This window comes from Streptomyces sp. NPDC046379 (assembly GCF_055587785.1).
Genome location: NZ_JBVJFP010000016.1, coordinates 82,554 through 106,084 on the forward strand (window position 1 = coordinate 82,554; position 23,531 = coordinate 106,084).

At 75.1% G+C, this 23,531-nt stretch carries 19 protein-coding genes and 1 pseudogene; 11 read left to right on the forward strand and 9 right to left on the reverse strand.

From position 1 onward, the window contains the following. The first annotated feature begins 48 nt into the window (after positions 1–48). Positions 49–1,203 (forward strand): ROK family transcriptional regulator, encoded by a 1,155-nt coding sequence (locus ACZ6KF_RS26125; protein WP_356630876.1) that lies wholly within the window; start codon positions 49–51, stop codon positions 1,201–1,203. Between the two features lie 54 nt (positions 1,204–1,257). Here ACZ6KF_RS26125 and ACZ6KF_RS26130 read toward each other — a convergent pair whose 3' ends face one another. Beyond that, complete coding sequence (locus ACZ6KF_RS26130) at positions 1,258–2,019, reverse strand: GntR family transcriptional regulator (protein WP_469159954.1); 762 nt, start codon at positions 2,017–2,019, stop codon at positions 1,258–1,260. 702 nt (positions 2,020–2,721) lie between these two features. On the opposite strand from ACZ6KF_RS26130, the gene ACZ6KF_RS26135 reads away from it, so the two are divergent. From ACZ6KF_RS26135 to ACZ6KF_RS26150, 4 genes are all read left to right on the forward strand, one after another. Further along, positions 2,722–4,308 carry an alkaline phosphatase D family protein gene (locus ACZ6KF_RS26135; RefSeq protein WP_469240578.1) on the forward strand — a complete coding sequence of 529 codons (1,587 nt, stop codon included), beginning with the start codon at positions 2,722–2,724 and terminating at the stop codon, positions 4,306–4,308. A 141-nt stretch (positions 4,309–4,449) separates the two neighbouring features. After that, entirely contained in the window at positions 4,450–5,856 is a 1,407-nt protein-coding gene (locus tag ACZ6KF_RS26140; protein WP_469240580.1) for an SWIM zinc finger family protein, read from the forward strand. Further along, positions 5,853–8,507, forward strand: a complete 2,655-nt coding sequence (locus tag ACZ6KF_RS26145; RefSeq protein ID WP_469240582.1) for a DUF7824 domain-containing protein — start codon at positions 5,853–5,855, stop codon at positions 8,505–8,507. The genes ACZ6KF_RS26140 and ACZ6KF_RS26145 overlap by 4 nt, the downstream gene beginning before the upstream one ends. A 189-nt stretch (positions 8,508–8,696) precedes the next feature. Beyond that, positions 8,697–10,076, forward strand: coding sequence for a GNAT family N-acetyltransferase (locus ACZ6KF_RS26150; RefSeq protein ID WP_469240584.1), 1,380 nt, complete (start codon positions 8,697–8,699; stop codon positions 10,074–10,076). Positions 10,077–10,441: 365 nt separating this feature from the next. Here the strand turns inward: ACZ6KF_RS26150 and ACZ6KF_RS26155 are convergent, their stop codons facing one another. Continuing rightward, a complete protein-coding gene (locus ACZ6KF_RS26155) occupies positions 10,442–11,647 on the reverse strand; it encodes a trans-sulfuration enzyme family protein (protein ID WP_469240586.1) in 1,206 nt (401 codons plus the stop codon). A gap of 60 nt (positions 11,648–11,707) precedes the next feature. On the opposite strand from ACZ6KF_RS26155, the gene ACZ6KF_RS26160 reads away from it, so the two are divergent. Beyond that, on the forward strand, positions 11,708–12,211 hold the full coding sequence (locus tag ACZ6KF_RS26160; protein WP_356630890.1) for an Lrp/AsnC family transcriptional regulator: 504 nt from the start codon (positions 11,708–11,710) through the stop codon (positions 12,209–12,211). A 33-nt stretch (positions 12,212–12,244) separates the two neighbouring features. Further along, positions 12,245–13,936 (forward strand): DUF885 domain-containing protein, encoded by a 1,692-nt coding sequence (locus ACZ6KF_RS26165; RefSeq protein WP_469240588.1) that lies wholly within the window; start codon positions 12,245–12,247, stop codon positions 13,934–13,936. A gap of 54 nt (positions 13,937–13,990) precedes the next feature. Here the strand turns inward: ACZ6KF_RS26165 and ACZ6KF_RS26170 are convergent, their stop codons facing one another. Beyond that, entirely contained in the window at positions 13,991–14,467 is a 477-nt protein-coding gene (locus ACZ6KF_RS26170; protein ID WP_356630894.1) for a rhodanese-like domain-containing protein, read from the reverse strand. A 93-nt stretch (positions 14,468–14,560) separates the two neighbouring features. Here ACZ6KF_RS26170 and ACZ6KF_RS26175 point away from each other — a divergent pair, with 93 nt between their 5' ends. Next, entirely contained in the window at positions 14,561–15,007 is a 447-nt protein-coding gene (locus ACZ6KF_RS26175; RefSeq protein WP_356630896.1) for an Lrp/AsnC family transcriptional regulator, read from the forward strand. Here the strand turns inward: ACZ6KF_RS26175 and ACZ6KF_RS26180 are convergent. From ACZ6KF_RS26180 to ACZ6KF_RS26200, 5 genes are all read right to left on the reverse strand, one after another. Further along, positions 14,968–17,997, reverse strand: coding sequence for an AAA family ATPase (locus ACZ6KF_RS26180; RefSeq protein WP_469240590.1), 3,030 nt, complete (start codon positions 17,995–17,997; stop codon positions 14,968–14,970). The two genes, ACZ6KF_RS26175 and ACZ6KF_RS26180, sit on opposite strands and share 40 nt — an antisense overlap. After that, a complete protein-coding gene (locus ACZ6KF_RS26185) occupies positions 17,994–19,157 on the reverse strand; it encodes an exonuclease SbcCD subunit D (protein ID WP_469159947.1) in 1,164 nt (387 codons plus the stop codon). The genes ACZ6KF_RS26180 and ACZ6KF_RS26185 overlap by 4 nt, the downstream gene beginning before the upstream one ends. 148 nt (positions 19,158–19,305) lie before the next feature. Next, positions 19,306–19,932: a YigZ family protein gene (locus ACZ6KF_RS26190; RefSeq protein ID WP_356630902.1), complete on the reverse strand. Its 627-nt coding sequence runs from the start codon at positions 19,930–19,932 to the stop codon at positions 19,306–19,308. 182 nt (positions 19,933–20,114) lie between these two features. Beyond that, a complete protein-coding gene (locus tag ACZ6KF_RS26195; protein ID WP_356630904.1) occupies positions 20,115–20,660 on the reverse strand; it encodes a SixA phosphatase family protein in 546 nt (181 codons plus the stop codon). Continuing rightward, positions 20,657–21,376: a hypothetical protein gene (locus ACZ6KF_RS26200; protein ID WP_356630906.1), complete on the reverse strand. Its 720-nt coding sequence runs from the start codon at positions 21,374–21,376 to the stop codon at positions 20,657–20,659. Before ACZ6KF_RS26200 ends, ACZ6KF_RS26195 begins: the two co-directional genes overlap by 4 nt. 238 nt (positions 21,377–21,614) lie before the next feature. Between ACZ6KF_RS26200 and ACZ6KF_RS26205 the strand changes: the two genes are divergently transcribed. From ACZ6KF_RS26205 to ACZ6KF_RS26215, 3 genes and pseudogenes are all read left to right on the forward strand, one after another. Further along, on the forward strand, positions 21,615–22,022 hold the full coding sequence (locus ACZ6KF_RS26205; RefSeq protein ID WP_356631034.1) for a CoA-binding protein: 408 nt from the start codon (positions 21,615–21,617) through the stop codon (positions 22,020–22,022). Positions 22,023–22,129: 107 nt separating this feature from the next. Further along, the gene (locus ACZ6KF_RS26210) at positions 22,130–22,696 is read left to right on the forward strand and encodes a DinB family protein (RefSeq protein ID WP_356630908.1); all 567 of its coding nucleotides are present in this window, start codon (positions 22,130–22,132) and stop codon (positions 22,694–22,696) included. A 250-nt stretch (positions 22,697–22,946) separates the two neighbouring features. Continuing rightward, positions 22,947–23,141: pseudogene (locus ACZ6KF_RS26215) on the forward strand (4-hydroxybenzoate 3-monooxygenase); the annotation flags it as partial. 7 nt (positions 23,142–23,148) lie between these two features. On the opposite strand, the gene ACZ6KF_RS26220 reads toward ACZ6KF_RS26215, so the two are convergent. After that, positions 23,149–23,511, reverse strand: coding sequence for an ArsR/SmtB family transcription factor (locus ACZ6KF_RS26220; protein WP_469178074.1), 363 nt, complete (start codon positions 23,509–23,511; stop codon positions 23,149–23,151). Positions 23,512–23,531: the final 20 nt, after the last annotated feature.

Below are 23,531 nucleotides of genomic sequence, written 5' to 3' on the forward strand. Positions count from 1 at the left end.
TGGCGAGTACGATCCGCCCAACACGCGCACGAGCTGGGAGGACGGACGTTGGGGCGGCTGACCGGCGGGGATCCCTCGCTGCTGCGAAGGATCAACTCCGCGGTGGTGCTGCACGCGCTGCGTGCCACGGACTGCGCGACGCTGACCGAGATCACCCGGGTGACGGGACTGTCCCGGCCGACCGTCGAGGGCGTGGTCGAGGGGCTGATAGAGGCGGGCCTCGTCGTGGAGAAGGCGGCCGAGGAGGGCGCCGCACGGCGGCAGGGGCGCCCGGCCCGGCGGTTCCGGTTCCGGGCGGAGGCCGGTCATCTGCTCGGGCTGGAGATCGGGGTGCACCGCGTCGCAGCGCTCCTGTCCGACCTCGACGGACGGGTCGTGGGCGCGCAGGCCAAGGACGTGGACGAGACCGTGCACGCCGACGAGCGGCTGGAGCGGCTGCGCACCGCGGTGGCCGAGCTGCTGCGCCGGGCCGGTGTCTCCCGCGGCAGCCTGCGGGCGGTGGGCGTCGGCACGCCGGGGATCGTCGAGGCGGACGGCACCGTGCGGCTGAGCACGGCGTTGCCGGGGTGGACGGGGCTGCGGCTGGGCGAACGGCTGAGCCGCTCCTTCAAGTGCCCGGTGCTGGTGGAGAACGACGCCAACGCGGCGGCGGTGGCCGAGCACTGGAAGGGGGCCGCTACCGAGTCGGACGACGTGGTGTTCGTGCTGGCGGGGCTGAGCCCGGGCGCCGGTTCGCTGATCGGCGGACGGCTGCACCGGGGCTACGGCGGAGCGGCCGGGGAGATCGGCGCGCTGCACCTGCTGGGCCGCGAGGCCACGCCGGAGACGCTGCTGTCGACCACGGACGAGCCGCTGCATCCGCTGGACGAGCAGGCGGTCGCCGACGTGTTCGCGCAGGCCCGTCAGGGCGATCAGCGGGCCCGCGCGGCCGTGGACCGGTTCATTCAGCGACTGGTGCACGACGTGGCCGCGCTGGCGCTGGCGCTGGACCCCGAGCTGGTCGTCATAGGAGGCTGGGCCGCGGGACTGGACGGCGTACTGGACCCGCTGCGTCGCGAGCTCGCGCGCTACTGTCTGCGTCCGCCGAAGGTGACGCTGTCCCTGCTCGGCGAGGCGGCCGTCGCGACGGGAGCGCTTCGGCTGGCGCTGGACCACGTGGAGGAACAGCTGTTCGCGGTGGAGGGCCCGACCGCGCGCCGGTAGCGGGCGGCGCGTGCCCCGGCGGATCGTCCGGGAGCGCGTGCCGGGGCGCCGGGATCAGGAGGCGCGGGGCTGCGGATCCTGGTGGATCTCCACGCCGCCAAAGTCGCCGAAGGTGAGCCGGCAGGTGTCGGCGCGGTAGGTGGCGACGGAGAGCGCCGCGGTGCGGCCCTCGGCGAGGAAGCGGGTGGTGACGACGAGGACGGGAGCGCCGGGGAGCCGGTCGAGTTCCTTGGCGTCGTCGGCGCGGGCCGAGCCCAGCTCCACCGCGCTGTCCCGGCCCTCCAGCTCCAGCCGCTGCAGTTCGCGCAGGACGGCACGCGCGCGTGCCGGTCCGGAGGGGGCGTCGATGGCGGAGAGGGCGGGCACCGAGGACTCGGGCACGTAGAGCAGCTCGGCGGCGACGGGCTGGCCGTGGGTCGTGCGGGTGCGGCGCACCGTGTGCACCGGCCGGTCCCGGCCGGTCTCCAGGGCCGCGGCGACGGGCGCGGGCGGCGCCGCGACCGTGCAGTCGACGGGCTGCCAGGCGTCCCCGGGCCCGCCGGGCCAGGCGTGCTGCTCGGAGCCGACGGCAACGCCCACGCGCGGCGGGGCGACGGTCGTGCCGACGCCGCGGCGGCGCTGCAGCCTGCCCTCCAGTTCCAGCTGCTCCAGGGCCTGGCGCAGCGTCGCTCGGGCGACGCCGAAGCGGGCCGCGAGGTCGCGTTCGTTGGGCAGGATCTCGCCGACGGAGAACTCGGAGTCCAGTGCCTCCGTGAGCACGGTCTTGAGATGCCAGTACTTGGGCTCCGGCACCGATTCGAGCTGCGTGGTCCCCACCCTGTCCTCCGCAATCGCCGTGTTCCGCCGGCGTTTCAGCGCCCTTGTTTATTAAAGGTTGTTGCACTTATCTGCGACCATAGGGCGACCCTCACCCTTGGTCAAGACCAATCCCTTATGCCGGACACGCACGGACACACGTGGACTCACGCCACCGGACGCGGCCGGGCATCCCCACCGCGGGGAGCTACCCGCCGGTAGCGAGTGTCGACAAGGTCCGTGCCGCGTCCGGCCAGCCGAGCCCCGGCGAGGGGCTCCATTCGACGGGAGCAGGTGACGGGTACGGAGGTGGGCGGGTGCGCGGCGGCCCCTTGCGCGTGGCGCGCACTCTGATCGGGGGCGGCGTGCGCGCCGGGGTACCGCCGGCCGCCGTGAATCCGTGTTGCGGACGCCCCTCGGTGGTCCGGCCCGGGATCGCGCGCCCGCGCGGACGGGTGGCCGTGCCGCCTCTGCGACAGGGACGCGGACGAGCCGGGCCGGACACGGCGGCAGGGCAGCAGGGCAGCAGGGCAGCAGGGCAGCAGGGCAGGCGATGATGCCGCACCGGGACGGCAGCAGGGCCGGGGCGAACGGGGCCGGACCGCGACCGGGGCCCACCGCCCTGGGGCCGTTGTTCACTTCCGGTTTGCGCGGGCGCTGCGGCGTCCCAGTAGTCATGGCATCGCAATTGGCCGGATCCTTCCCCGTCCTGGAGGCGCGCCCATGTCACACCGTCCCTTCCCTGGTCGCCGCAGTGTGCTGCGGGGCTCCCTCGCCGCGTCCGCCGCGCTCACCCTGCCCGTCGGTCTCGGGGGCGCCCCGGCCCTCGCCCTGTCGGGGCGACCCAACGCCGGGTGGGGGGTGCAGACGGGCGACGTCACCGCGAACTCCGGGCTGGTGTGGGTGCGGTCGGACCGGCCCGCGCGGATGATCGTGGAGACGTCCGCGACGGAGTCGTTCCGCAACCCCCGCCGCCTGCACGGCCCGCTGCTCGGGGCGGACACCGACTTCACCGGCACCACCCGGCTGCGCGGACTGCCGCCCGGCGAGCAGATCCACTACCGCGTGCTGCTCGCCGATCCGGACGACCCGCGCCGCACCGGCGAACCCGTGACCGGCACCTTCCGCACCGTGCCGGTGAACCGCCGCGACGGCGTGCGCTTCGTCTGGTCCGGCGACCTCGCGGGCCAGGGCTGGGGCATCAACCCGGACATCGGCGGCTACCGCATCTTCGACGCCATGGCCGGCCTCGACCCCGACTTCTTCCTGTTCAGCGGCGACACCGTCTACGCCGACGGCCCGCTGGCCGCCACCGCCGCCCTGCCCGACGGCGGCGTCTACCGCAACGTCACCACGCAGGAGAAGGCAAAGGTCGCCGAGACGCTGGCGGAGTTCCGCGGCAACTTCCGCTACAACCTGCTGGACGAGAACCTGCGCCGGTTCAACGCCCAGGTGCCCTCCATCGTCCAGTGGGACGACCACGAGGTCCGCAACAACTGGTACCCGGGCCAGACGATCTCCCAGTCCGACGCCCGCTACACCGTCAAGAGCGTGGACACGCTGGTGGAGCGCGCCCGGCGGGCGTTCGCCGAGTACTACCCGATCTCCACGCTGCGGCCCGGCGCCGAGGAGGGCCGCGTCCACCGCGTGCTGCGCCAGGGCCCGCTGCTCGACGTGTTCGTCCTGGACATGCGCACCTACCGCAACGCCAACTCCACCGACGACCAGACGGCCGACCCGCAGGGCATCCTCGGCCGTGAGCAGCTCGAATGGCTGAAGAAGGAGCTGTCCCGGTCCCGGGCGGTGTGGAAGGTGCTCGCCTCCGACATGCCGCTCGGCCTCGTGGTGCCGGACTCGGGCGAGGGCCGGCCGCACTTCGAGGCGGTGGCGCAGGGCGACCCGGGCGCGCCGCTGGGCCGTGAGCTGCAGATCGCCGAGCTGCTGCGGTTCATCAAACACCGGCGGATCACGGGCACCGTCTGGCTGACGGCCGACGTCCATTACACGTCGGCGCAGCACTACCAGCCGTCGAGGGCCGCGTTCACGGACTTCGAGCCGTTCTGGGAGTTCGTCTCCGGCCCGCTGAACGCCGGCTCCTTCCCGGCGAACGCCCTGGACGGCACCTTCGGCCCGGAGCGCGTCTTCGTGAAGGCGCCGCCGCGGGCGAACGTCTCCCCGGCCGAGGGTTACCAGTTCTTCGGCGAGGTCGACATCGACGGCGACACCGCCGAGCTGACGGTGCGTCTGCGCGAGCAGGACGGCACGGTGCTGTTCACGAAGGTGCTGCAGCCGGGTCTGGTCGGGCAGTAGGTCCCGTACTCTCGAAGACCGTGCCGCGCACCGTCGTCATCCCGCGGTGCGCGGCGCGGCCCTGCGCCTGCCAACTCGCCCGCGCAGGCCAAGTTTTCGCAGGCCAGACTGATTGTCAGTGGTCGCCTCTACGGTTTTCCCATGACGCGATCCGTACAGGCCGTGGCCTATCGACGACCCTCCGTGCTGGAGTCCGCGGCCGACGGACGCCGCCTCGGACTGGAGACCTCCCGGGGCGCCACCCCGTCCGGCGTGCGGGACCACCCGCAGTTCTTCGCGGGCTTTCTGACGTCCCCGCAGGTCGCTTCGGCGGCGCTGCTCGCGGTGGCGGACGTCGCCGCAGCGCGCTACTACCAGCGCCAGTTGCGCGCTTCGCTCGACCCGGTCGTCACGGGCAACGGCGATCGGCTGCGCTTCGAGTCCTTCTCCGGCTGCGGCGGGGTGTACGCGCGCCTGGACGTGCTCGAGGCGGGTCTCGACGGCGGCGAGGTGGGGCACGGCACGACCAACGTCGACGTCAACAACCCGCTGCGGGAGGCGCTTTCGCGGACCGGCCCCGCCGATCCGCTGCACATGCGGGTGGGCCCGGACGAGCTGGCGGTGACCACGGTGGACGGGCCGGTGGTGGAGAAGAGGGTGCCGCTGCCCGACCGCTGGCTGCGCGGCTTCGCCGAGGCCCAGGTGATCGCGGCCGGCTTCGACCTGCGGGCCGAGCTGCCGGCCGCCGAGGCGGTGCGGTTCCTGCGGGCGCTGCCCCGCGGCGGGGCGCGCGGGGCGTCGGGCGGCGCGCAGTGGGTCGTACCGGTGCGCGGCGGGCTGCGGCCGACGACGCGGGCGGTGCCGGGCGCGGTGTGCCTGCCCGGCCCGGAGCGGCTGGCCGCGCTCCAGCGGGTGCTGCGCCATGCGACCGCCCTGCGGGTCTACGGGCCGGCGGTGACGGGCGGCGCCCCGGCCACGGCCGCCGCGTGGGAGGCCGTGCTGCCCGGGATGCGGCTCACGCTGACGCTGTCCCCGGACGCCTCCCGCGGGTTCTCCGGCGAGGGCGGGGTGCTGGACTCGCTCACCGCCGGCGAGGCCGCCGACGACGCGGAGCTGGTCTCGGTGCTGCTGGCGTGGGAGCCGCGCGTGGACGCCGCCGACCTGGCCGCGGCGTCGGGCCTGAGCGCGGAGCGGGTGCGGGCGGCGCTGGTGCGGCTGGGCACGTCGGGGCGTGTCGGGTACGACGTGGCGGAGGCGGCCTACTTCCACCGGGAGCTGCCCTACGACGCCGAACGGGTGGAGCGGCACAATCCGCGGCTGCGTTCCGCGCGTGCGCTGGTGGCGGCCGGGGCGGTGGCCCTGGACGGCGCGGTGGCGACGGTGACGGCGGAGGACGGGCACGTCCACCGGGTGCGCGACGCCTCGGGGGCGCTGTCGTGCAGTTGCCCGTGGTGGGCGAGATACCGGGGTGGGCGCGGGCCGTGCAAGCACGCGCTGGCGGTGCGCATGGTGCGGCGGGGATCCGCCGTGGAGCAGGCCGGGGTTCGGGTCGACGGGGGTGTGCGATGAGTGCTGAGCTGATGGCGGCGGTCCGGGCGGGCCGTACGGCCGAGGCGGTGGGGCTGCTCGACGGGATGACGGACGCCGAACGGCGCGCCTGTTTCCCGGGATTGCGGGCGCTGCGCAAGGAGCTGCGGGCGGCGCCCTGGGACGCGGCGTCCCGGCGCGCCCATCCCGCGCTGCACGCGGCGGGGGCGGCCTGCCAGACCGGCGCGGCGGGCGTGGCGACCTGGATCGCCGCCGCCGACATGCGCTGGTCGCGGGTCTCCCCCGGCGTGCTGCTGCACGTGCTCGGGGACCGCGAGCCCGGCTGGCTCGGGGAGGTGACGCACCGGCTAGCGCAGCGTCCCGCTGCCTCGGGTGTGCCGTACGAGCTGATGGCGGGGCTGGTCCGGCTCTCCGGCTGCCCGGTGCCGACGACGGACGCCTATGTCCGGGGCTGGGTGGACCACCACATCGGCACCTGGCAGCACGGCGGTTCGCTGCACGAACGGCTGCGGCGGGACCCGCACCTGCGCACCATGGTCGCGGCGCTCTTCGAGACGGACGACATCGGCGGGCGGTTGCAGTGGGCGGACGGCTCCGGTCCGAACAGCTGGACCGGAGCTCTGGCGCTGCTCACGGCGGACGGGGCGCTGGACCGCGCCGCCACGGTCGACGCGTGCGTGGCGAAGCTGCTGCGCGGCGGGACGACGGCGGACCAGCGGGTGTTCCTGCGGCTGCTGAAGTCTCTGGCACCGACCCGGGCCGAGGAGCGGGAGCGGACGGCCGACTGGCTGGCGCTGGCCGCCGCGGCGGCGTCCCCGGTGGCCGCGCACGCCCAGTCCGTCCTCGCGGCCCTGGCCCTGGACGGCGAGCTGCCCGCCGCCCGGCTCGCGGAGTTGTCCGGCGCGGTGCTGTTCCGCACGGAGAAGAAGCTCGTCCGGGCGCAGCTGGTGCTGCTCGGCAAGGTGCTGGCGCGCGACGCGTCCTCGGCCGACGAACTGCTGCCCGCGGTGGCGCAGGCCTTCGGGCACGAGGACTCCGACGTGCAGGAGCGGGCGCTCAAGCTGGTGGAGCGGCACGCGGGCACGCTCCGCTCGCCGGACGCGCGCGAGGAACTGGCGGTGTCGGGGCAGTTGATTCCCGCCCTGCGCTCGCGTGCGGCCGGGGCGCTGGGCATCGCGGCTCCGGGCGCCGACGTGGCGGCGTACGAGGAGATCCTGCCGCCGGTGCCGGAGCCGATGCGTTTGGCGCCCGCGCCGGAGACGGCCGTCGAGGTCGCCGAGGAGGTGGGCGCGGCCCTGGCGTCCGAGCCGGGCGTCGCGGGTTTCGAGCGGGCGCTGGACGGTCTGGTGCGGCACGCCCACCGGGACCGGGAGGCGCTGCTCGAGGCCCTGGAGCCGGTCCTCGCCCGCCGCTGGTGGCACAGCACCGACCCGGTGTACGCCCAGGCCCGGTTCGGCTCCGACCGGCATGCCGTGCTCGGCGCGGACGACGCCCTGGACATGCTGCTGGCCACCCTGTGCGGCCAGGTCCCCACCGCCGCCCTGCACGCACGCGTCCGGACCGGCACGTCCGGCCGCGACTGCGTGCACGGCGCCCTCGCCCGGGCCTTCGAGCACCGTCTGTGGGAGGTGGCGTACCGGATACGCACCGATCCGCTGCCCTTCCTGCTCTCCACCCCGACCTGGAGCACGGGGCTGCTGGAGCCGGACGAGCTGGTGGACCGGCTCGACGCCTACCGGCGCCTGGGCGCCCGGGTGTCGGCCGCGGACTTCGCGCAGGCGCTGCTGCGGGTGCGACGGGAGGACCGGGACGCGGCCGGTGCGGCGGCCCGGCGCGCGGCCGGCCTCGGCACTGCGGAGGGGGCGCGTCTCGCCGCGTGGCTCGCTTCCGGGCCGCCCGCCGCGCCCGCGTCCGGCCGGCGGACGTTCGGCTCGCGTGTGCTGGTCGAGCTGGGTGAAGTGCCGGAGCTGCGGGAGGGGTTCCCGGAGGAGTTCCGGTCGCTGGGCGGGCCTCTCGGCTCCTTCGGGGACGGGCGGTACTGCCCCCACTGGAACAACCTGGTGCATGGTCACTGGCTGGCACTGCTCCCGGAGCGGCGCGAGTGGGTGGCGGCCCGGCTGCTGCGCGACCTGTCGTCCGTCGCCGTGGACGACGGCCGGGGCGCGGCCGCCGTACTGCCCCTGCTCGCCGAGTCCGGCGGCGGGGCGGGCGACGCCGTCCACCTCGGGGTGGCGTACGGGCTCGGAGCCCGGCATCCGGAGGACCGGCTCGCCGCCGTGGACGCGCTGCTGGTGCTCGCCGCGCGCGGGCAGTTGGACGCCAACCTGCTGGGCGCGGACCTCGGTCAACTGGTCCGCCGCGGAGCGGTGAAGCCGCTGCGGCTCGCGGAGTCGGTGCGCACGGCCGCGGCCACCGGAGCGAATGCCACGGTATGGACGGTTCTCCGGCAGGCGCTGCCCGTGCTCCTCGCGGACCTCGCCACCGGAGAGCCGGCCGCGCCGGCCCGCGGGCTGGGCGATCTGCTGGCGGTGGCGGCGGAGTGCGCCGAGCGGTCCGGGGCCCGCGGTGAACTGCCGCATCTCGCCCGGGCGGCGGCCCGGCGCGGCTCGTCACGCCTGGTGACGCAGGCCCGTCGGCTGCATGTCGCGCTGGTCGAGGAGGTCGCGGCCTGACGCGCTGATCAACGACGCCGTGTGCCCGGGCGGTCCGCACCACAGTTGTAGAAAGAGCAATAAATGGTGCGGAAAGTATGCTTTACCCATCGGTCACAGAGCGTTCGTGATCGCGCAACACCCTTCCTTCACAGTGGCTGCATGAGTCGAGAACTGTCTGATGTGAGGCGCGCCAGGAACGGGCGCCCAGTGCACCACTGGCGACGGGACGTGGTGGAACTCGCCGCGCTGTTCACCGCCGTGGCGGTGGCCGACGCCGTGGCCAACATGATCGGGCACGGGCCCGACGGTCCGGCGCTGCTGATCGTCTCCGCGGCCGTCCTGCTGGCCACGGCCGCCTTCCACGTGTGGTGGGCACGCCGCCACGGCCACGCACCGCCGACGAGTGATACCGACGCCCGGCCGCCCTCCGCCGAGGAGCAGGCCGGGCGGTCCGCGCAGCCCGAGCGGTCCGGGGACGGCGCGCTGTGGCGGATGCGGACGACGGTGAAGGACGAACCGGGCTCGCTGGCGGCGCTGTGCACGGCCCTGGCCGGGCGCCGGGTCGACATTCTCAGCCTGCAGACGCACCCGCTGGGCCGGGGCACGGTGGACGAGTTCCTGCTGCGGGCGCCCGGTGACCTCGCCGCCTCCGACATCACCCGGGCGGTCGCGCAGGCGGGCGGCACGGGGACCTGGATCGAGCGGGCCGACGCCCACGATCTGGTCGACGCCCCCACCCGCATCCTGGGCCTCGCCACCCGCACCGCGCTGGACGCCGCGGAACTGCCGCTGGCGTTGCGCCAGTTGCTGGGCCGGTGCACCATCCGCTCGCTGCCCGCCGCACCGGGCCACAGCGGCGAGCCCACGGAGGGCGTACCGGTGGAGGGCGCCCTGGAGGACACCGTGATCCGGCTGCGGGCGCCGGAGGGCGGCGTCATCACGGTCGAGCGCCCCTATCTCCCGTTCACGCCGACCGAGTTCGCGCGGGCCCGGGCCCTGGTCGAGCTGGACGCCCGCCTCGGGCCGCGCATTCCGCGCAGCCAGGACGTGCTGACGCTGCCGCAGGGCAACGCCATCACCGTGCGGCGGGCCGACACCGGCGACCTGGAGGCGGCGAAGGAGATGCACGAGCGCTGCTCGGAGCGGACCCTGTCGATGCGCTACCACGGACCCGTCGGCGACGCGGACCGCTACCTCGACCACCTGCTCAGCCCGCGCCACGGCCGGACGCTCGCGGTGCAGACCGCCTCGGGTCGCATCGTCGGGCTCGGTCATCTGCTGTGGGACGGCGACGAGACGGAGGTCGCGCTGCTCGTCGAGGACGAGTGGCAGCGGCGCGGCATCGGCAGCGAACTGCTGCGCCGGCTGGTCGCGATGGCCGTCGAGGCGAACTGCGCCGGTGTGTACGCGGTGACGCAGGCGTCCAACACCGGCATGGTCGCGGCCATGCGGGGGCTGGGGCTGCCCCTCGACTACCAGATCGAGGAGGGCACCCTGGTGATCACGGCCCGGCTGGACACGACGGCGGTCGGCTCGGGTCTGCCGTACGACCAGCAGCGGTTCGGCCTGCCGGTCAGCCGGGACTGAGGCGACGCGACCGCGTCCGGGCGGCCGGCGTGAGGCCGTTCCGCCCGGACACAGGGCCTCCGCCTTCGGGAACCGGCCCGGCCGGCCATGGCGCCGGCCCCGCACGCCTCCCACGGCTGCCGCCGCGCAGGTGCCGACGCGGCCCTCGCCCTCACCGCCGTCGGCGCCGTCGTGGCGCTCCGGTCGCCGCCCCGGCCGATCGAAGAGGCGCGCGTCCTGCTCCCGCCGATGCGGAGCAGGGCCACCGAGCGGCCGGGAACGGAGCCGCGGTCCGTTCCCGGCCGCGCTGCCGAGACCGGGAGCGGACCGCGACCGACGACGTCCGGACCACGGCTGTCGCGCCCGTTCCTGCGCCGAGCCGTCGCTCACACGGCTGCCGTCTCCCCGTCGTACCGGCCCGTCGACCCGGTCGGCCGTCCGCCGAGCGCCCCGTCCAGGTCGGCCCACAGGTCCTCGACGTCCTCCAGGCCCACCGACAGCCGCAGCAGCCGGTCGCTCACGCCCGCGCCCCGCCGGTCGTCGGCGTCGACGATGCGGTGGCTGATGGACGCCGGGTGCTGGATGAGGGTGTCGACGCTGCCGAGGCTGACGGCGGGCGTGACGAGGCGGACGCCGCCGATGACGGCGTGCGGGTCGCCGTGCACCTCGAAGGCGATCATCGCACCGCCGATGCGCGGATAGTGGACGCGGGCGACGCGCGGGTCGGCGGCGAGGCGGCGGGCCAGTTCGACGGCGGTCGCCGACGCGGCCCGCACCCGCACCGGCAGGGTCGCCAGGCCCCGCAGCAGCAGATACCCGGCAAGCGGATGCAGCACCCCGCCGGTGGCGAACCGCACCTGCCGCAGCCGGCCCGCGAACTCCTCGTCGCAGGCGACGACTCCGCCCATCACGTCCCCGTGCCCGCCGAGGTACTTGGTGGCGCTGTGCAGCACCAGCCGCGCCCCCATCCCCACCGGCCGCTGCAGGACGGGTGTGGCGAAGGTGTTGTCCACCAGCAGCGGGACGGAGCCGCAGGAGTGGGCGACGGCGGGCAGATCGATCTCGGCGAGCGTCGGGTTGGCCGGGGTCTCGACCATGACCAGCCCGGTGTCGGGGCGCAGGGCGTCCGCGACGCCCGCCGGGTCGGTCCAGGTCACCTCCGAGCCGAGGAGGCCGGCGGTGAGCAGATGGTCGCTGCAGCCGTACAGCGGCCGTACCGCCACGACGTGGCGCAGCCCGAGCGAGGAGCGGACGAGGAGGACCGCGCTCAGGGCGGCCATGCCGCTGGCGAAGGCGACGGCCGCCTCGGTGCCCTCCAGCCGGGCGAGGGCCGTCTCGAAGCGGGCGACGGTGGGGTTGCCGAGCCGGCTGTAGATGGGCGGTCCGTCCGGTTCGGCGCCGGTGGCGGCGAAGGCGTCGATCCGGGCGGCCTCCTCGCGGCTGTCGCGGCTGGGATAGGTGGTGGACAGGTCGATGGGCGGGGCGTGCAGTCCGAGGGCGGCGAGGTCGTCGCGGCCCGCGTGCACGGCCTCGGTGGCCAGCGCTCTCGGTACGAGGGGTGTGTCGTCGTCGGCGTGCCTGCGTGAGTCCATGCGGCGAAGCGTGAACACCGCGCGGGTGATGGGGGTCCCATCCCGTGCTACGTTCGGCCGATGGCGGAATCTGTCGTACTGGATCCGGTGGACCTGCATCTGCTGCGCCTGTTGCAGAACGACTCCCGGACGACCTACCGGGAGCTCGCGGCGCACGTCGGCGTCGCGCCGTCGACGTGTCTGGACCGGGTGACGCGGTTGCGGCGGGCGGGCGTGATCCTGGGGCATCAGTTGCGCCTGGATCCGGCCAAACTCGGCCGCGGGCTGGAGGCGTTGCTGTCGGTGCAGGTCAGGCCGCACCGGCGGGAGCTGGTGGGGCCGTTCGTGGAGCGGATCCGGGCGCTGCCGGAGTCGCGGACCGTCTTCCATCTGACCGGGCCGGACGACTATCTCGTCCATGTCGCGGTCGCCGACATGACGGACTTGCAGCGACTGGTCCTGGACGAGTTCACGGCACGGCGGGAGGTGGCCCGGGTGGAGACCCGGCTGATCTTCCAGCAGTGGGACTGCGGCCCGCTGCTGCCGCCGGGGAGCGGCCCGTCGGTCCCGGCTCAATCCGGATGACGCCCGGCGGGCCCTCGTACGAGGATGGTCCGCATGTCAGAGACCGAGAACCCGCTGCCCCGTGAGATCGCCGACGCCTACGTCGACGACCTCGTCGCCCTCGACCCGATCACCGGAACGTACCTGGGTGTGAAGGAGAGTTCGAGCCGCCTGCCCGACCTCTCGCCCGAGGGGCAGGAGGCGGTGGCGGAGCTGGCGCGCCGCACCCTCGCTCGGCTGGCCGAGGCTGAGCGGCGGCCCGGCGCGGACAGTGACGCCGAGCGCCGGTGCGCGCGCCTGCTGCGCGAGCGGCTCACCGCCGAACTCGCCGTGCACGACGCCGGCGAAGGGCTGCGCGCGGTCGGCAACCTCGGTATGCCCGTGCACCATGTGCGTGAGGTGTTCACCGTGACGCCGACGGCGACGGACGAGGACTGGGCCGCCGTGGCGACCCGGCTGCGGGCGGTGCCGGCGGCGCTGGCCGGCTACCGCGCGTCCCTGGCGCTGGGGCTGGAGCGCGAGCTGTACGGGGCGCCCCGGCCGACGGCCGCGCTCATCGGGCAGCTCGGCGAGTGGACGGAGTCCGACGGCGCGGGTCGCGGCTGGTTCGAGGAGTTCGCGTCCGCCGGCCCCGGGGCGCTGCGGCCGGAGCTGGACGACGCCGCCCGTGCGGCCACCGCGGCCGTGGCGGAGCTGCGCGACTGGCTGCGCGGCACGTACGCCCCGGCGATCGAGGGCGCCCCGGACACGGTGGGCCGCGAGCGGTACGCCCGCTGGGCGCGGTATTACAACGGCACCGACCTCGGCATGGACGAGGCCTACGCGTACGGCTGGTCGGAGTTCCACCGGCTGCACGCCGAGATGCGGCAGGAGGCCGAGAAGATCCTGCCCGGCGCCGGGACGCCGTGGGAGGCGCTCGCCCACCTCGACGGGCACGGCCGGCACATCGAGGGCGTCGACGAGGTCCGGCAGTGGCTGCAGGACCTGATGGACCGGGCGGTGGAGGCGCTGGACGGCACGCACTTCGAACTCGCCGAGCGGGTGCGGCGGGTGGAGTCGTGCATCGCCCCGGCCGGCAGCGCGGCGGCGCCGTACTACACCGGTCCCTCGGAGGACTTCTCGCGTCCCGGCCGCACCTGGCTGCCGACGATGGGCGCGACCCGGTTCCCGGTCTACGACCTGGTGTCGACGTGGTACCACGAGGGCGTGCCGGGCCACCACCTCCAGCTCGCCCAGTGGGTGCACGTCGCCGAGAGCCTCTCCCGGTACCAGGCCACCGTCGGCATGGTCAGCGCCAACGCCGAGGGCTGGGCGCTGTACGCGGAGCGTCTGATGGACGAGCTGGGCTTCCTCGCCGACGCGGAGGAGCGGCTGGGCTATCTCGACGCGCAGATGATGCGCGCGCTGCGGGTCATCGTGGACATCGGCATGCACCTGGAGCTGGAGATCCCCGCGGACTCGCCGTTCCGGCCGGGCGAGCGCTGGACCCCGAAGCTGGCACAGGAGTTCTTCGGCGCGCACACCAGCCGGCCCGCGGACTTCGTCGAGAGCGAGATGACCCGCTATCTGACGATTCCCGGTCAGGCGATCGGCTACAAGCTGGGCGAGCGGGCGTGGCTGCTGGGCCGGGAGAACGCGCGCAGGCGGCACGGCGACGCCTTCGACCTCAAGGCCTGGCACATGGCGGCCCTGTCGCAGGGTTCCCTCGGCCTGGACGACCTGGTGGACGAGCTGTCGGCGCTGTGAGCCGCTCCCCGGCGACCCGTCGAGCCGCTCCCGACGGCCCTCCCAACGGCCCGTTCAGCAGCCGCAGTCGGCCCCGGCGGGCGCGGTGAGCGGATCGGCGGGACGGCGCTCCGTGCCCTGCCACGTCTCGTACGCGAAGCCCTCGCGCACCCAGTACTCGAAACCGCCGAGCATCTCCTTGACGCGGTAGCCGAGTTCGGCGAGCGCGAGGGCGGCGCGGGTCGCGCCGTTGCAGCCGGGGCCCCAGCAGTAGGTGACGACGGGCACGGACCGGTCGAGGAGCCGCTCCGCCCGCTCCGGGACGAGCGCGGTCGGCAGATGGACGGCGCCGGGGACGTGGCCCTGGTCCCAGGCCTCGGTGGAGCGGGAGTCGAGGAGGACGAACCCGGGGTCGCCGCCGGCCGAGAGGGCGGCGGCGACATCGGAGACGTCGGCGTGGAAGGCGAGGCTCGCCCGGAAGTGGGCGGCGGCGTCGGCGGGGAGGGCGGGGGCGACGCGCAGGACGGGGTTCACGCTGGTGGTGGAGGTCATGCCAGAAAGGTACGGCGGCCGTCCCGGCCCCTGAAGCCGCGATCCCCGGCGTTCTGCTTGCTCGGCCGGGGATTTCGCTGTTATCTCTCGGGGATGACCGCGTATTCCCCGGACGCCACCGACTGGCGCATTCTCGACGTCCTGCAGCGGGAGGGACGGGCCAGTTTCGCCGAACTGGCCCGGGCCGTCTCGATGTCCGCGAGCGCGGTCACCGAGCGGGTGCGCCGCCTGGAGGAGGCGGGGATCATCAAGGGCTACGCGGCGGTGGTCGACCCGGAGCGCCTCGGCCTGCCGGTCCTGGCCTTCGTGCGGCTGCGCTATCCGACCGGCAACTACAAGCCGTTCCACGACCTCGTCGCGGTGACGCCCGAGATCCTGGAGGCGCATCACGTCACGGGCGACGACTGTTTCGTCATCAAGGTCGCCACCCGCTCGATGCGCCATCTGGAGGAGGTCTCGGGGAAGATCGCCGCGCTGGGCTCGGTGACCACCAGCGTCGTCTACTCCTCGCCGCTGCCGGGGCGTCCGCTCGGCCGCTGACCGGTGCCGCGCTGCCGCAGTGTCGACCCCGATCTGCCCTTGACGACCTCGAGTTGGGCGTGGATGCGGCGGCGCAGATCGCCGACGTGGCTGACGATGCCGACGCTGCGGTCACGCTCGCGCAGGGAGTCGAGCACGTCCAGGACCTCGTCCAGCGTCTGGTCGTCCAGGCTGCCGAAGCCCTCGTCGATGAAGAGGGTGTCGAGGCGGACGCCGCCCGCCTCGTCGGTGACGACGTCGGCGAGGCCGAGGGCGAGGGCGAGGGAGGCGAAGAAGGTCTCGCCGCCCGACAGGGTCGCCGTGTCCCGCTCGCGTCCGGTCCACGCGTCGACGACGTGCAGGCCGAGGCCGCTGCGCCCGCGTCCGGACCGGTCGTCGGAGTGAACGAGGGTGTAGCGGCCGGACGACATCCGCAGCAGCCGCGCGGTCGCGGCGGCGGCGACCTGTTCCAGGCGGGCGGCGAGGACGTACGCCTCCAGGCGCATCCGGCGCTCGTTGTCGGCGGAGGTGCCGACCGCGAGCCCGGCCATCCGGGACACCCGGTCGTACTCCTCGCGCAGTGGCCCGAGCCGGCGCACGGCGGCGGCCGCGCGGGCGGAGAGCCGGTCGAGTTCGGCGCAGCGCCGGGCGGCGGCGTCGCACGCGGAGGCGGCGGCGCGCACCCGCCGGTCCGCCTCGGCAGCGGCGCACTCCGCCGCGTCCGGGTCGGCGGCGGGCCGGCGGGCGGCGGCAGCGGCGTCCTCTTCGGCGAGCACGGCGCGTACGGCGGCCTCGTCGGCCTGCCAGGCGTCCAGCCGTCGTTGCAGCTCGCGGTGGGCGGCGTCGTCCAGCAGCGCGGCGGCGGCGCTCGCGGGGGTGTCGAAGCCGGCGCGGTAGGCGGCGTCGGCGAGCCGGGCGTCGGCGTCCTTGAGCCGCTGCGCGGTGTCCTCGGCGGCGCGGGCGGCCTCGGCGGCCTCGGTGAGCCGTGCGGCCCGCGACTCCAGTTCGGCGGCGCGCTCGGCCACACTGGCCGCGGCGCCGCGTGCAAGCGTCAACTCTGCCTCCAGGGAGGTGTGTTCACGCTCCAGGGCCTCCCGGCGTGCCAGCCGGGAGGCGGTGCCGACGGCGGCCCGCTGCCGGTCGGCGATCCGCCGCTCGTACTCCTGCTCGGCCCGGCGCAGTTCCTCGTGGGCGGCGTGCAGCCCGGAGGCGTCCCGGCGGGCGCGCGCGTACAGCCGCTCCAGTTCCTCGGTCTCCTGGGCGAGCCGGTCGGTGGGCGTGTCGCCCGACTCGGCGGCAGCGGCGGCCAGCGCCTCGCGTACGAGGCCCAGTCGCCGTTCGTCCTCGGCGCGTGCCTCGTCGGCGCGCTGGTAGGCGGCCAGGGCCTCTTCCTCGGCGGCGCGGTCGACGTGTCCGGCGACCTTCCGCGCGGGGGCGGGGTGTGCGGTGGCCCCGCAGACGGCGCAGGGCTCGCCGTCCCGGAGGTTCGCGGCGAGTTCGGCGGCGATGCCGCTCAGGCGCTGTTCCTTGAGGTCCAGCCAGTGGGTGCGGGCGCGCAGGGCGGTCTCGGCGGAGGCGAGTGCGGTGCGCTGGGCGGCCTCGGTGTCGCGGGCCAGCCGGTCGCGCAGCCGCGCGGCGTCGAGCCGCCGCTGGACGGGTTCGCGGCGCACGGCGAGCTGCTCGGCCTGCGAGGCGGCCTCCTGGGCGGCGTCGACGCGCTCCTGGAGGGCGCCGCGTACGGCCTCCCAACCGTCGAGCCATGCCTCGGCCTCCTCCAGCAGCTCCGCGTCGGCGCGTTCCTGGCGGTCCAGGTCGGCGCGTTCGGCGCGGAGTTCGGCGAGGCGCCGCTCGGCGCGGCGGGCGGATGCGAGGCCGCCCAGTTCCTCGGCGGTGCGGCGCGCGGCGGCAGTGAGCCCCGCCGCCTCGGCCTCGGCGAGGGCGTCGGGCAGCGCGGCACGCGCGCGTGCGTCGGCCGCGACCGCCCGCCGGTGTTCGGTTTCGGCGGCCTCGCGCAACTCCAGCGCGGGCGCCACGGCCTCGGCCTTGCGGGCGTGTTCCATGCGCTGCCGGTCCGCGTGGTGGGCGTCGGACCGTGCCTGCAGCAGCCGGGCCCGCTCGGTGGCGTCGGCGAACCTGCGCTGGAGGCGGGCGACTTCACGGACGTCGTCCAGGGTGTGGCCGGCGGCGGCGCGGGCGGCCTCTGCGGCGGCGAGGCGGCAGCGGGCGATGTCGAGCTGCTCGCGTGCGGTGCTGCGGGCGACGGCGGCGGCGCCGAGGACGGCGTCGGCCAGGCCCGGGTCGCCGGGCGCCAGCTCGGGCAGCTGCATGGCGTCGCCGGCGGCCTGCTGCATGCGGTGCGCCTCGGCGAGCAGCGCCGCGTCGGCGTCGCGCACCCCGGCTTCGGCGGCGCGGCGGCGTTCGACGAGGCGCTTCTCGACGTCGGCGAAGCGCTGGGTGTCGAACAGCCGGCCGAGCAGTCTGCCCCGGGCCTCGGCGTCGGCGCGCAGGAAGCGGGCGAAGTCGCCCTGGGGCAGCAGGACGACCTGGCAGAACTGCTCGCGGCTCATGCCGAGCAGCTGGGTGATCTCCTCGCCGATCTCCTGGTGGGAGCGGCTGAGGTCCTTCCAGGCGCCGGTGACGGGGTCGTGCTCGCGCAGCCAGGTCTCGGCCTTGTCGAGCGTCGTGCCCTTGCCGCGCTTCTTGGCGCGCTCCCAGGGGGGCCGGCGGGTGATCTCCAGCCGGCGGCCAGCGACGGTGAGGTCGAGGGTGACGGAGGTGCGGGTGCCGGGTGGGGCGTGGTCGCTGCGCAGGGTGATGCCCTGCCCGCTCTGGCGGGCGCCCGGTACGGCGCCGTACAGCGCGTAGCAGACGGCGTCCAGGACGGACGTCTTGCCGGCGCCGGTCGGTCCGTGCAGCAGGAAGAGGCCGGCCGCGGACAGGGCGTCGAAGTCGACGCCCTGAGTGCCGCCGAAGGGTCCGAAGGCGGTGATGTCGAGCCGGTGCAGCCTCACCGCGCCACCTCCGTGAGGGTCCGCTCGGCGCGCACGGCGTCGAAGGCGTCGCGCAGCACGGTCCGTTCGTGCTCGTCGGGGCCGGCGCCGCGCACATGGGCGACGAAGTCCTCGGCGATCTGCTGGTCGCTGCGGCCGGCGAGGCGGCGGGCGTAGGACACGCCGGGCTCGTCGGGGGCCCGGTCGGGGTCGAAGACGAGGCTGAGGGCGTGCGGGAAGCGCACGGTGAGGCGGGCCATGGGCTCGGCCGGGCGCACCGGGTCGGTGAGGGTGGCCTCGACCCACGACTGCTCGTGCCGGGTGAGGCCCGGGTCGGCGAGGAGCTGTTCCAGGGTGCCGCGGATGCGGGCCAGCGGGCGCGGTACCGGGCAGTCGACGCGCTCGGCGGTGACGGTTCCGTCGGCGTCGAGGTCGACGAGCCACATGCTCTTGCGGTGGCCGGCCTCCGAGAAGGAGTAGGCGAGCGGGGAGCCGGAGTAGCGCACGCGGTCGGTGATGGTCTGGCAGCCGTGCAGATGCCCGAGGGCGGCGTAGTCCACCCCGTCGAACACGGCGGCCGGGACGGCGGCCACTCCGCCGACGGTGATGTCCCGCTCGCTGTCGCTGGCCTGGCCGCCCGTGACGAAGGCGTGGGCGAGGACGACGGACCGCGTGCCCCCGGGACGGGTGGCGAGGTCGGCGCGGACCCGGTCCATGGCGGCGGCGAGCACTGCCTCGTGCCCCGCCTTCTCCACCCCCAGTTCGTCCCTCACCAGGGCGGGTTCGAGATACGGCAGCCCATAGAAGGCCACGTCGCCGTGCTCGTCGGAGAGGACGACGGGCGTACCGCAGTGGGAGGGGTCGGTGCGCAGGTGGATGCCCGCGCGGCGGATCAGCCCGGCGCCGACGCCGAGGCGGCGGGCCGAGTCGTGGTTCCCGGAGATCATCACCGTCGGCACGCCGAGGTCGGCGAGCCGGTGCAGGGCGTCGTCGAACAGCTCGACCGCGGCCAGCGGCGGCACCGCCCGGTCGTACACGTCTCCGGACACGACCACGGCGTCCACGTCGCGCTCCCGCACGGTGGCGACGAGGTGGCCGATGAACTCGGCCTGGGCGCCGAGCATGCTCACCCGGTGGAAGGCCCGGCCGAGGTGCCAGTCGGACGTGTGCAGCAATCTCATGATTCCCGAAACTAACAGCCGGGTCCGACAACCCGGGCGATTACTCCCGCGTCACCCCGCGACGCCCGCCAACCGGCCGCCTATTACGGACATATGGCTCCAGCTACGACAAGTACCCTTTTGTCGCCGTGTTTTGATGCGGTGCAGGTCACACGTCCCCGTACGCCTCGCCGCCCAGCTCGAAGCCGGCCGTGCCCGCGGTGGCGTCGGCGAGCCAGCCGCGGAAGGCGTCCACGTCGGCGTCCGGCAGCCCGATCTCGATCGTGACCGCCTCCCCGTAGCGCACGTCCCGCACCGCGCGGCCGGTCGCCCGGAGGTCGTTCTGGATCTTGCCGGCGCGCTGGTGGTCGACGGTCACCGTGGCCAGCCGGAACCGGCGGCGGGTGAGGGTGCCGACGCTGTCCAGTGCCTCCCCGACCGCTCCGCCGTACGCCCGGATCAGGCCGCCGGCGCCGAGCTTGACCCCGCCGTAGTACCGGGTGACGACGGCGACGACGTACCGCATGTCGCGGCGCAGCAGCATCTGGAGCATGGGGAGGCCCGCGGTGCCGCCCGGTTCCCCGTCGTCGTTCGCCTTCTGGATGCCGGCGTCGGCGCCGATGACGTACGCCCAGCAGTTGTGGGTGGCGTCGGCGTGCTCCTTGCGCACGGCCGCGATGAACTCCTGGGCCTCCCGTTCGGTGGCCGCGGGGGCGAGGGCGCACAGAAAGCGCGAGCGATTGATCTCGGTCTCGTGCACGCCCGCGCGGGCGACGGTGCGGTACTCGTCCTGCATCGGGACAGCCTATGCCGCACGCGCGCGTGCCCTCCCGCCCGGCGGCCGGGCCCTGCTCCCGACGACCGGCCGCCGCTTCGCACGCGCGCGTGCCCTGCGGCCGTCACGACCACGCCGCCTCACCGTCGGCCGCCCGTACCGCACGCGTGCGCCGCGACCGGCCACGGCCGCCCCAGGGCGCGCTACCGCCGCTTCTCGCCGCGCGCCGCGGTCATCGCCGTCAGCAGTGCCGTGCCGGGCGTGAGGTCCCGCCAGGTCGTGCCGTGCCAGGCGAGCACGGCGACGGCCGCGGTCGGGAACTTCACCCGGACCCGTTCCAGCGCGTCGTCCAGACCGTCTCCGGCGAGCGTGAGCACCAGGTCCTCAAGGCCCGGGTTGTGCCCGACCAGGAGCAGCGTCCCCGCCTCCGGGGGCGCCTCGTGCACGGCCTCGAGCAGGGCGTCCGCGTCGGCCCCGTACAGCCGCCGGTCGTGCCGTACGGGCGGCGGGGCGCCCCACTGCGCGGACGCCAGCTCCCAGGTCCGCCGGGCGCGTACGGCGGTGGAGCACAGGGCGAGGTCGGGCAGGCAGTCGGCGTCGGCGAGCGCGCGCCCGGCGGCCGGGGCGTCGCGCAGGCCGCGGGGCGCGAGCGGGCGCTCGTGGTCGGGGACGCCCGGCGGCCAGGCGGACTTGGCGTGCCGCAGCACCACCAGCCGGCGCAGCGGACCCGCTCCCGCGCGCGGCGTCACCCCGACGCTCCCACGTCGCGCACGAGTTCGAGACCGAGCAGCCGGTCGGCGTAGGCGTACGTCTCGAACCGCGCGCCGTCCGGCAGGTCCGCGCGGCTCTCCACTTCGCGCAGGACGTCCAGGACCGCGGGGACGTCCAGGTCGTCCTCCCAGGCGTCCGCGAGCCGCGCGCGGACGTCTTCGGGGACCGGCCTCGACGGCTGCCGCGCCCACGCGGCGACCGCACTCCGCCAGCGGGCGAGGGTGTCGCCGGCCTCGGCGACGGCGGTCCCGTCGAGCCGCAGCGGCACGGTTCTCGACCCGGACAGCAAGGCCAGCCGCAGGGCGGCCGGGTCCGGCCCCGGCACGATCCCGGGCGGCTCCACGGCCGCCACCGCCAGCCTCACCCCGTCCGGCGTGCCGTGCCCCTCCGCCGCCACATGCACGACCTGCCGCTCCACCGGCCCTGCGTCCGCGCCGCGGCGGTCCTCGAAGGGGCGGATGCCGAGGGACGCGGCGGCGGCGCGCAGCTCCTGCGCACGGTCCGCACCGGAGAGCACGCACCACACCGGAGTGCCGCCGAGTTCGAGGGCGCGGACGAGGACGTCGGCGGCCAGCAGCACCCGCAGGCCCGTGAGATCGGCGCCCGGCACATGGGCTTCCACACGGGTGGGCGCCCGCCGGGCGGCGTAGGGGGCGACCGGTTCGCCGGTCCGGGCGTCGATGATGCGCAGCACAAGGCGAGCCTAGGCGGACCGGCGCCGGCGCGCAGGGCGGATGGGCACGGGCCCGGAAACCATGCGGGCTCCCCGTTGCAGGCAGGGCAGACGACGGGGACCGGTTATCCAGGCCCTGCCTCCCCTTGCACACAGGACAACCGGCACGGACGGGAATCCGTGCGGGCGTCCGCCCGTTGTACGGTCGACGGCCGGCGCCGACCGGCCGCAGGGCGACGAGGCGCGAGGAGTGCTCATGGTGTACGGCGACGACGCGGCGGTCCGCAGGATCCTCACGGAGCTGGGCGACACATGGGCCGTGGTGGGTCTGTCGGCCAACCAGGACCGCGCGGCGTACGGCGTCGCCCGCACGCTCCAGCGCTTCGGCAAGCGGATCGTGCCCGTCCACCCCAAGGCGGAGGCGGTGCACGGCGAACAGGGCTACGCCTCCCTCGCGGACATCCCCTTCGACGTGGACGTGGTCGACGTCTTCGTCAACAGCGACCTCGCCGGGGGCATCGCCGACGAGGCGGTGGCCAAGGGCGCCAGGGCGGTCTGGTTCCAGCTCGGCGTCGTCGACGAGGCGGCCTACGACCGGACCCGCACGGCCGGCCTGGACATGGTCATGGACCGCTGCCCCGCGATCGAGATCCCGCGCCTGGGCTGAGCGCGTTCCGACACCGCGCCCCGGCTCAGGACCGCCGGCGCCGTCCGGTCCGTATGCCGGCGAACAATTCGATTCCCCACGGCGTCGACGTGTGCGAAGGTCGGCCGGTGTCCGATCCCCGAAACGAACCTGTGCCGCCCTCCGCGCTCGGCCTGCTCCGCTGGCAGTTCGACCTGACCTGGTCGCTGTTCGAGTACCACCTGGACAGGCTCGAACCCGACGACTTCCTGTGGGAGCCCGTCGCGAACTGCTGGACCGTACGCCGGGCCGAGGACGGAACGTGGATTCCGGACTGGGCCGAGAGCGAGCCCGACCCCGTTCCCGTACCGACCATCGGCTGGCTGAGTTGGCACATCGGCTGGTGGTGGGGCGTGGCCATCGACCATGCCGGGGGCAGAGCGCCCCGCGAGCGGGGCGAGGTGGTCTGGCCGGGTGCGGGCGAGCCGGCCGTCGAGTGGCTGCGGGGCCTGCGCGCGGACTGGCTGGCGGCCCTGGACCGGCTGACCGATGCCGACCTGGACTCGACCGCCCCGTTCCCGTGGCAGAACGACCCCCGGCACACCCTCGCGCACATGATCGCCTGGGTTAACGCCGAACTGATGAAGAACGTCGCGGAGATCGGCCAGCTCCGCCTCCAGCGAGGCGCCGTCCATCCGCCGGCTGTCGCGGGCTGACCGCGAGAGGCGGCCCGCCCGGACGACGGGTCGGGACCCGGCTCCGGCACCGATCCGGCAGGTTCGGCGGAGGCAGGGGCGCCCGCGCCCCTGCCCCGCCACACCGCCCGCCGCCATGATCTCCGCGTGACCTCCCCCACCCCGCCGCACGCCGGCTCCTCCGCCCCGACCGCGTCGTCCCGGCCGTCGTCGTGGGCGTCGGACCCGCCGGGCTGGCGCTCGGCAACGTCCTGCGGGCGGCGTCCGTCGCTACCCGGCGGCCTGCCTGGCACACGTCCGGGACTACCAGGAGTTCTCGCACTGGCCGTCCGAGGTGTTCCACGGGGCCGCTTCGGGCGACCCGTTCCGGGCGGGCACGGCACGGGCGAAGCTGCGCCGCGTCTTCGACTCCCCCGCCGCCGCGGCGGCGTTCGCCGAGCTGTACCTCGGCACCCGCATGCCCTACCGCGCGGTCAGTCGTGCGGCGGGCCGTCACGGAGCCCGTGGTCGGCGATGCCCAGCGCCTCGTCCACGAGCCGGCGGACGGGGCCGTCGCGCAGGGAGTAGACCACCCGGCGGCCCTCCTTGCGGGTGTCCACGAGTCCCGCGAGCCGCAGCCGCGCCAGATGCTGGCTGACCGCCGGCCGGGCCGCGCCCCCGCAACTGCCGGTGAGCGTCGTGACATCGGCCTCCCCGGCGCTGAGGGCGTGCAGCAGCGTCAGCCGGGTCCGGTCGCCGAGCAGGGCGAGCAGGTCCGCGGCGAGCGCGAACCGCTCCTCGCCGGGCGGGTGCGGCTGCGCATCATGCGCAGGTGACAGGTGCATGCGTGCGCTCATACGCACATGATGATGCCGCT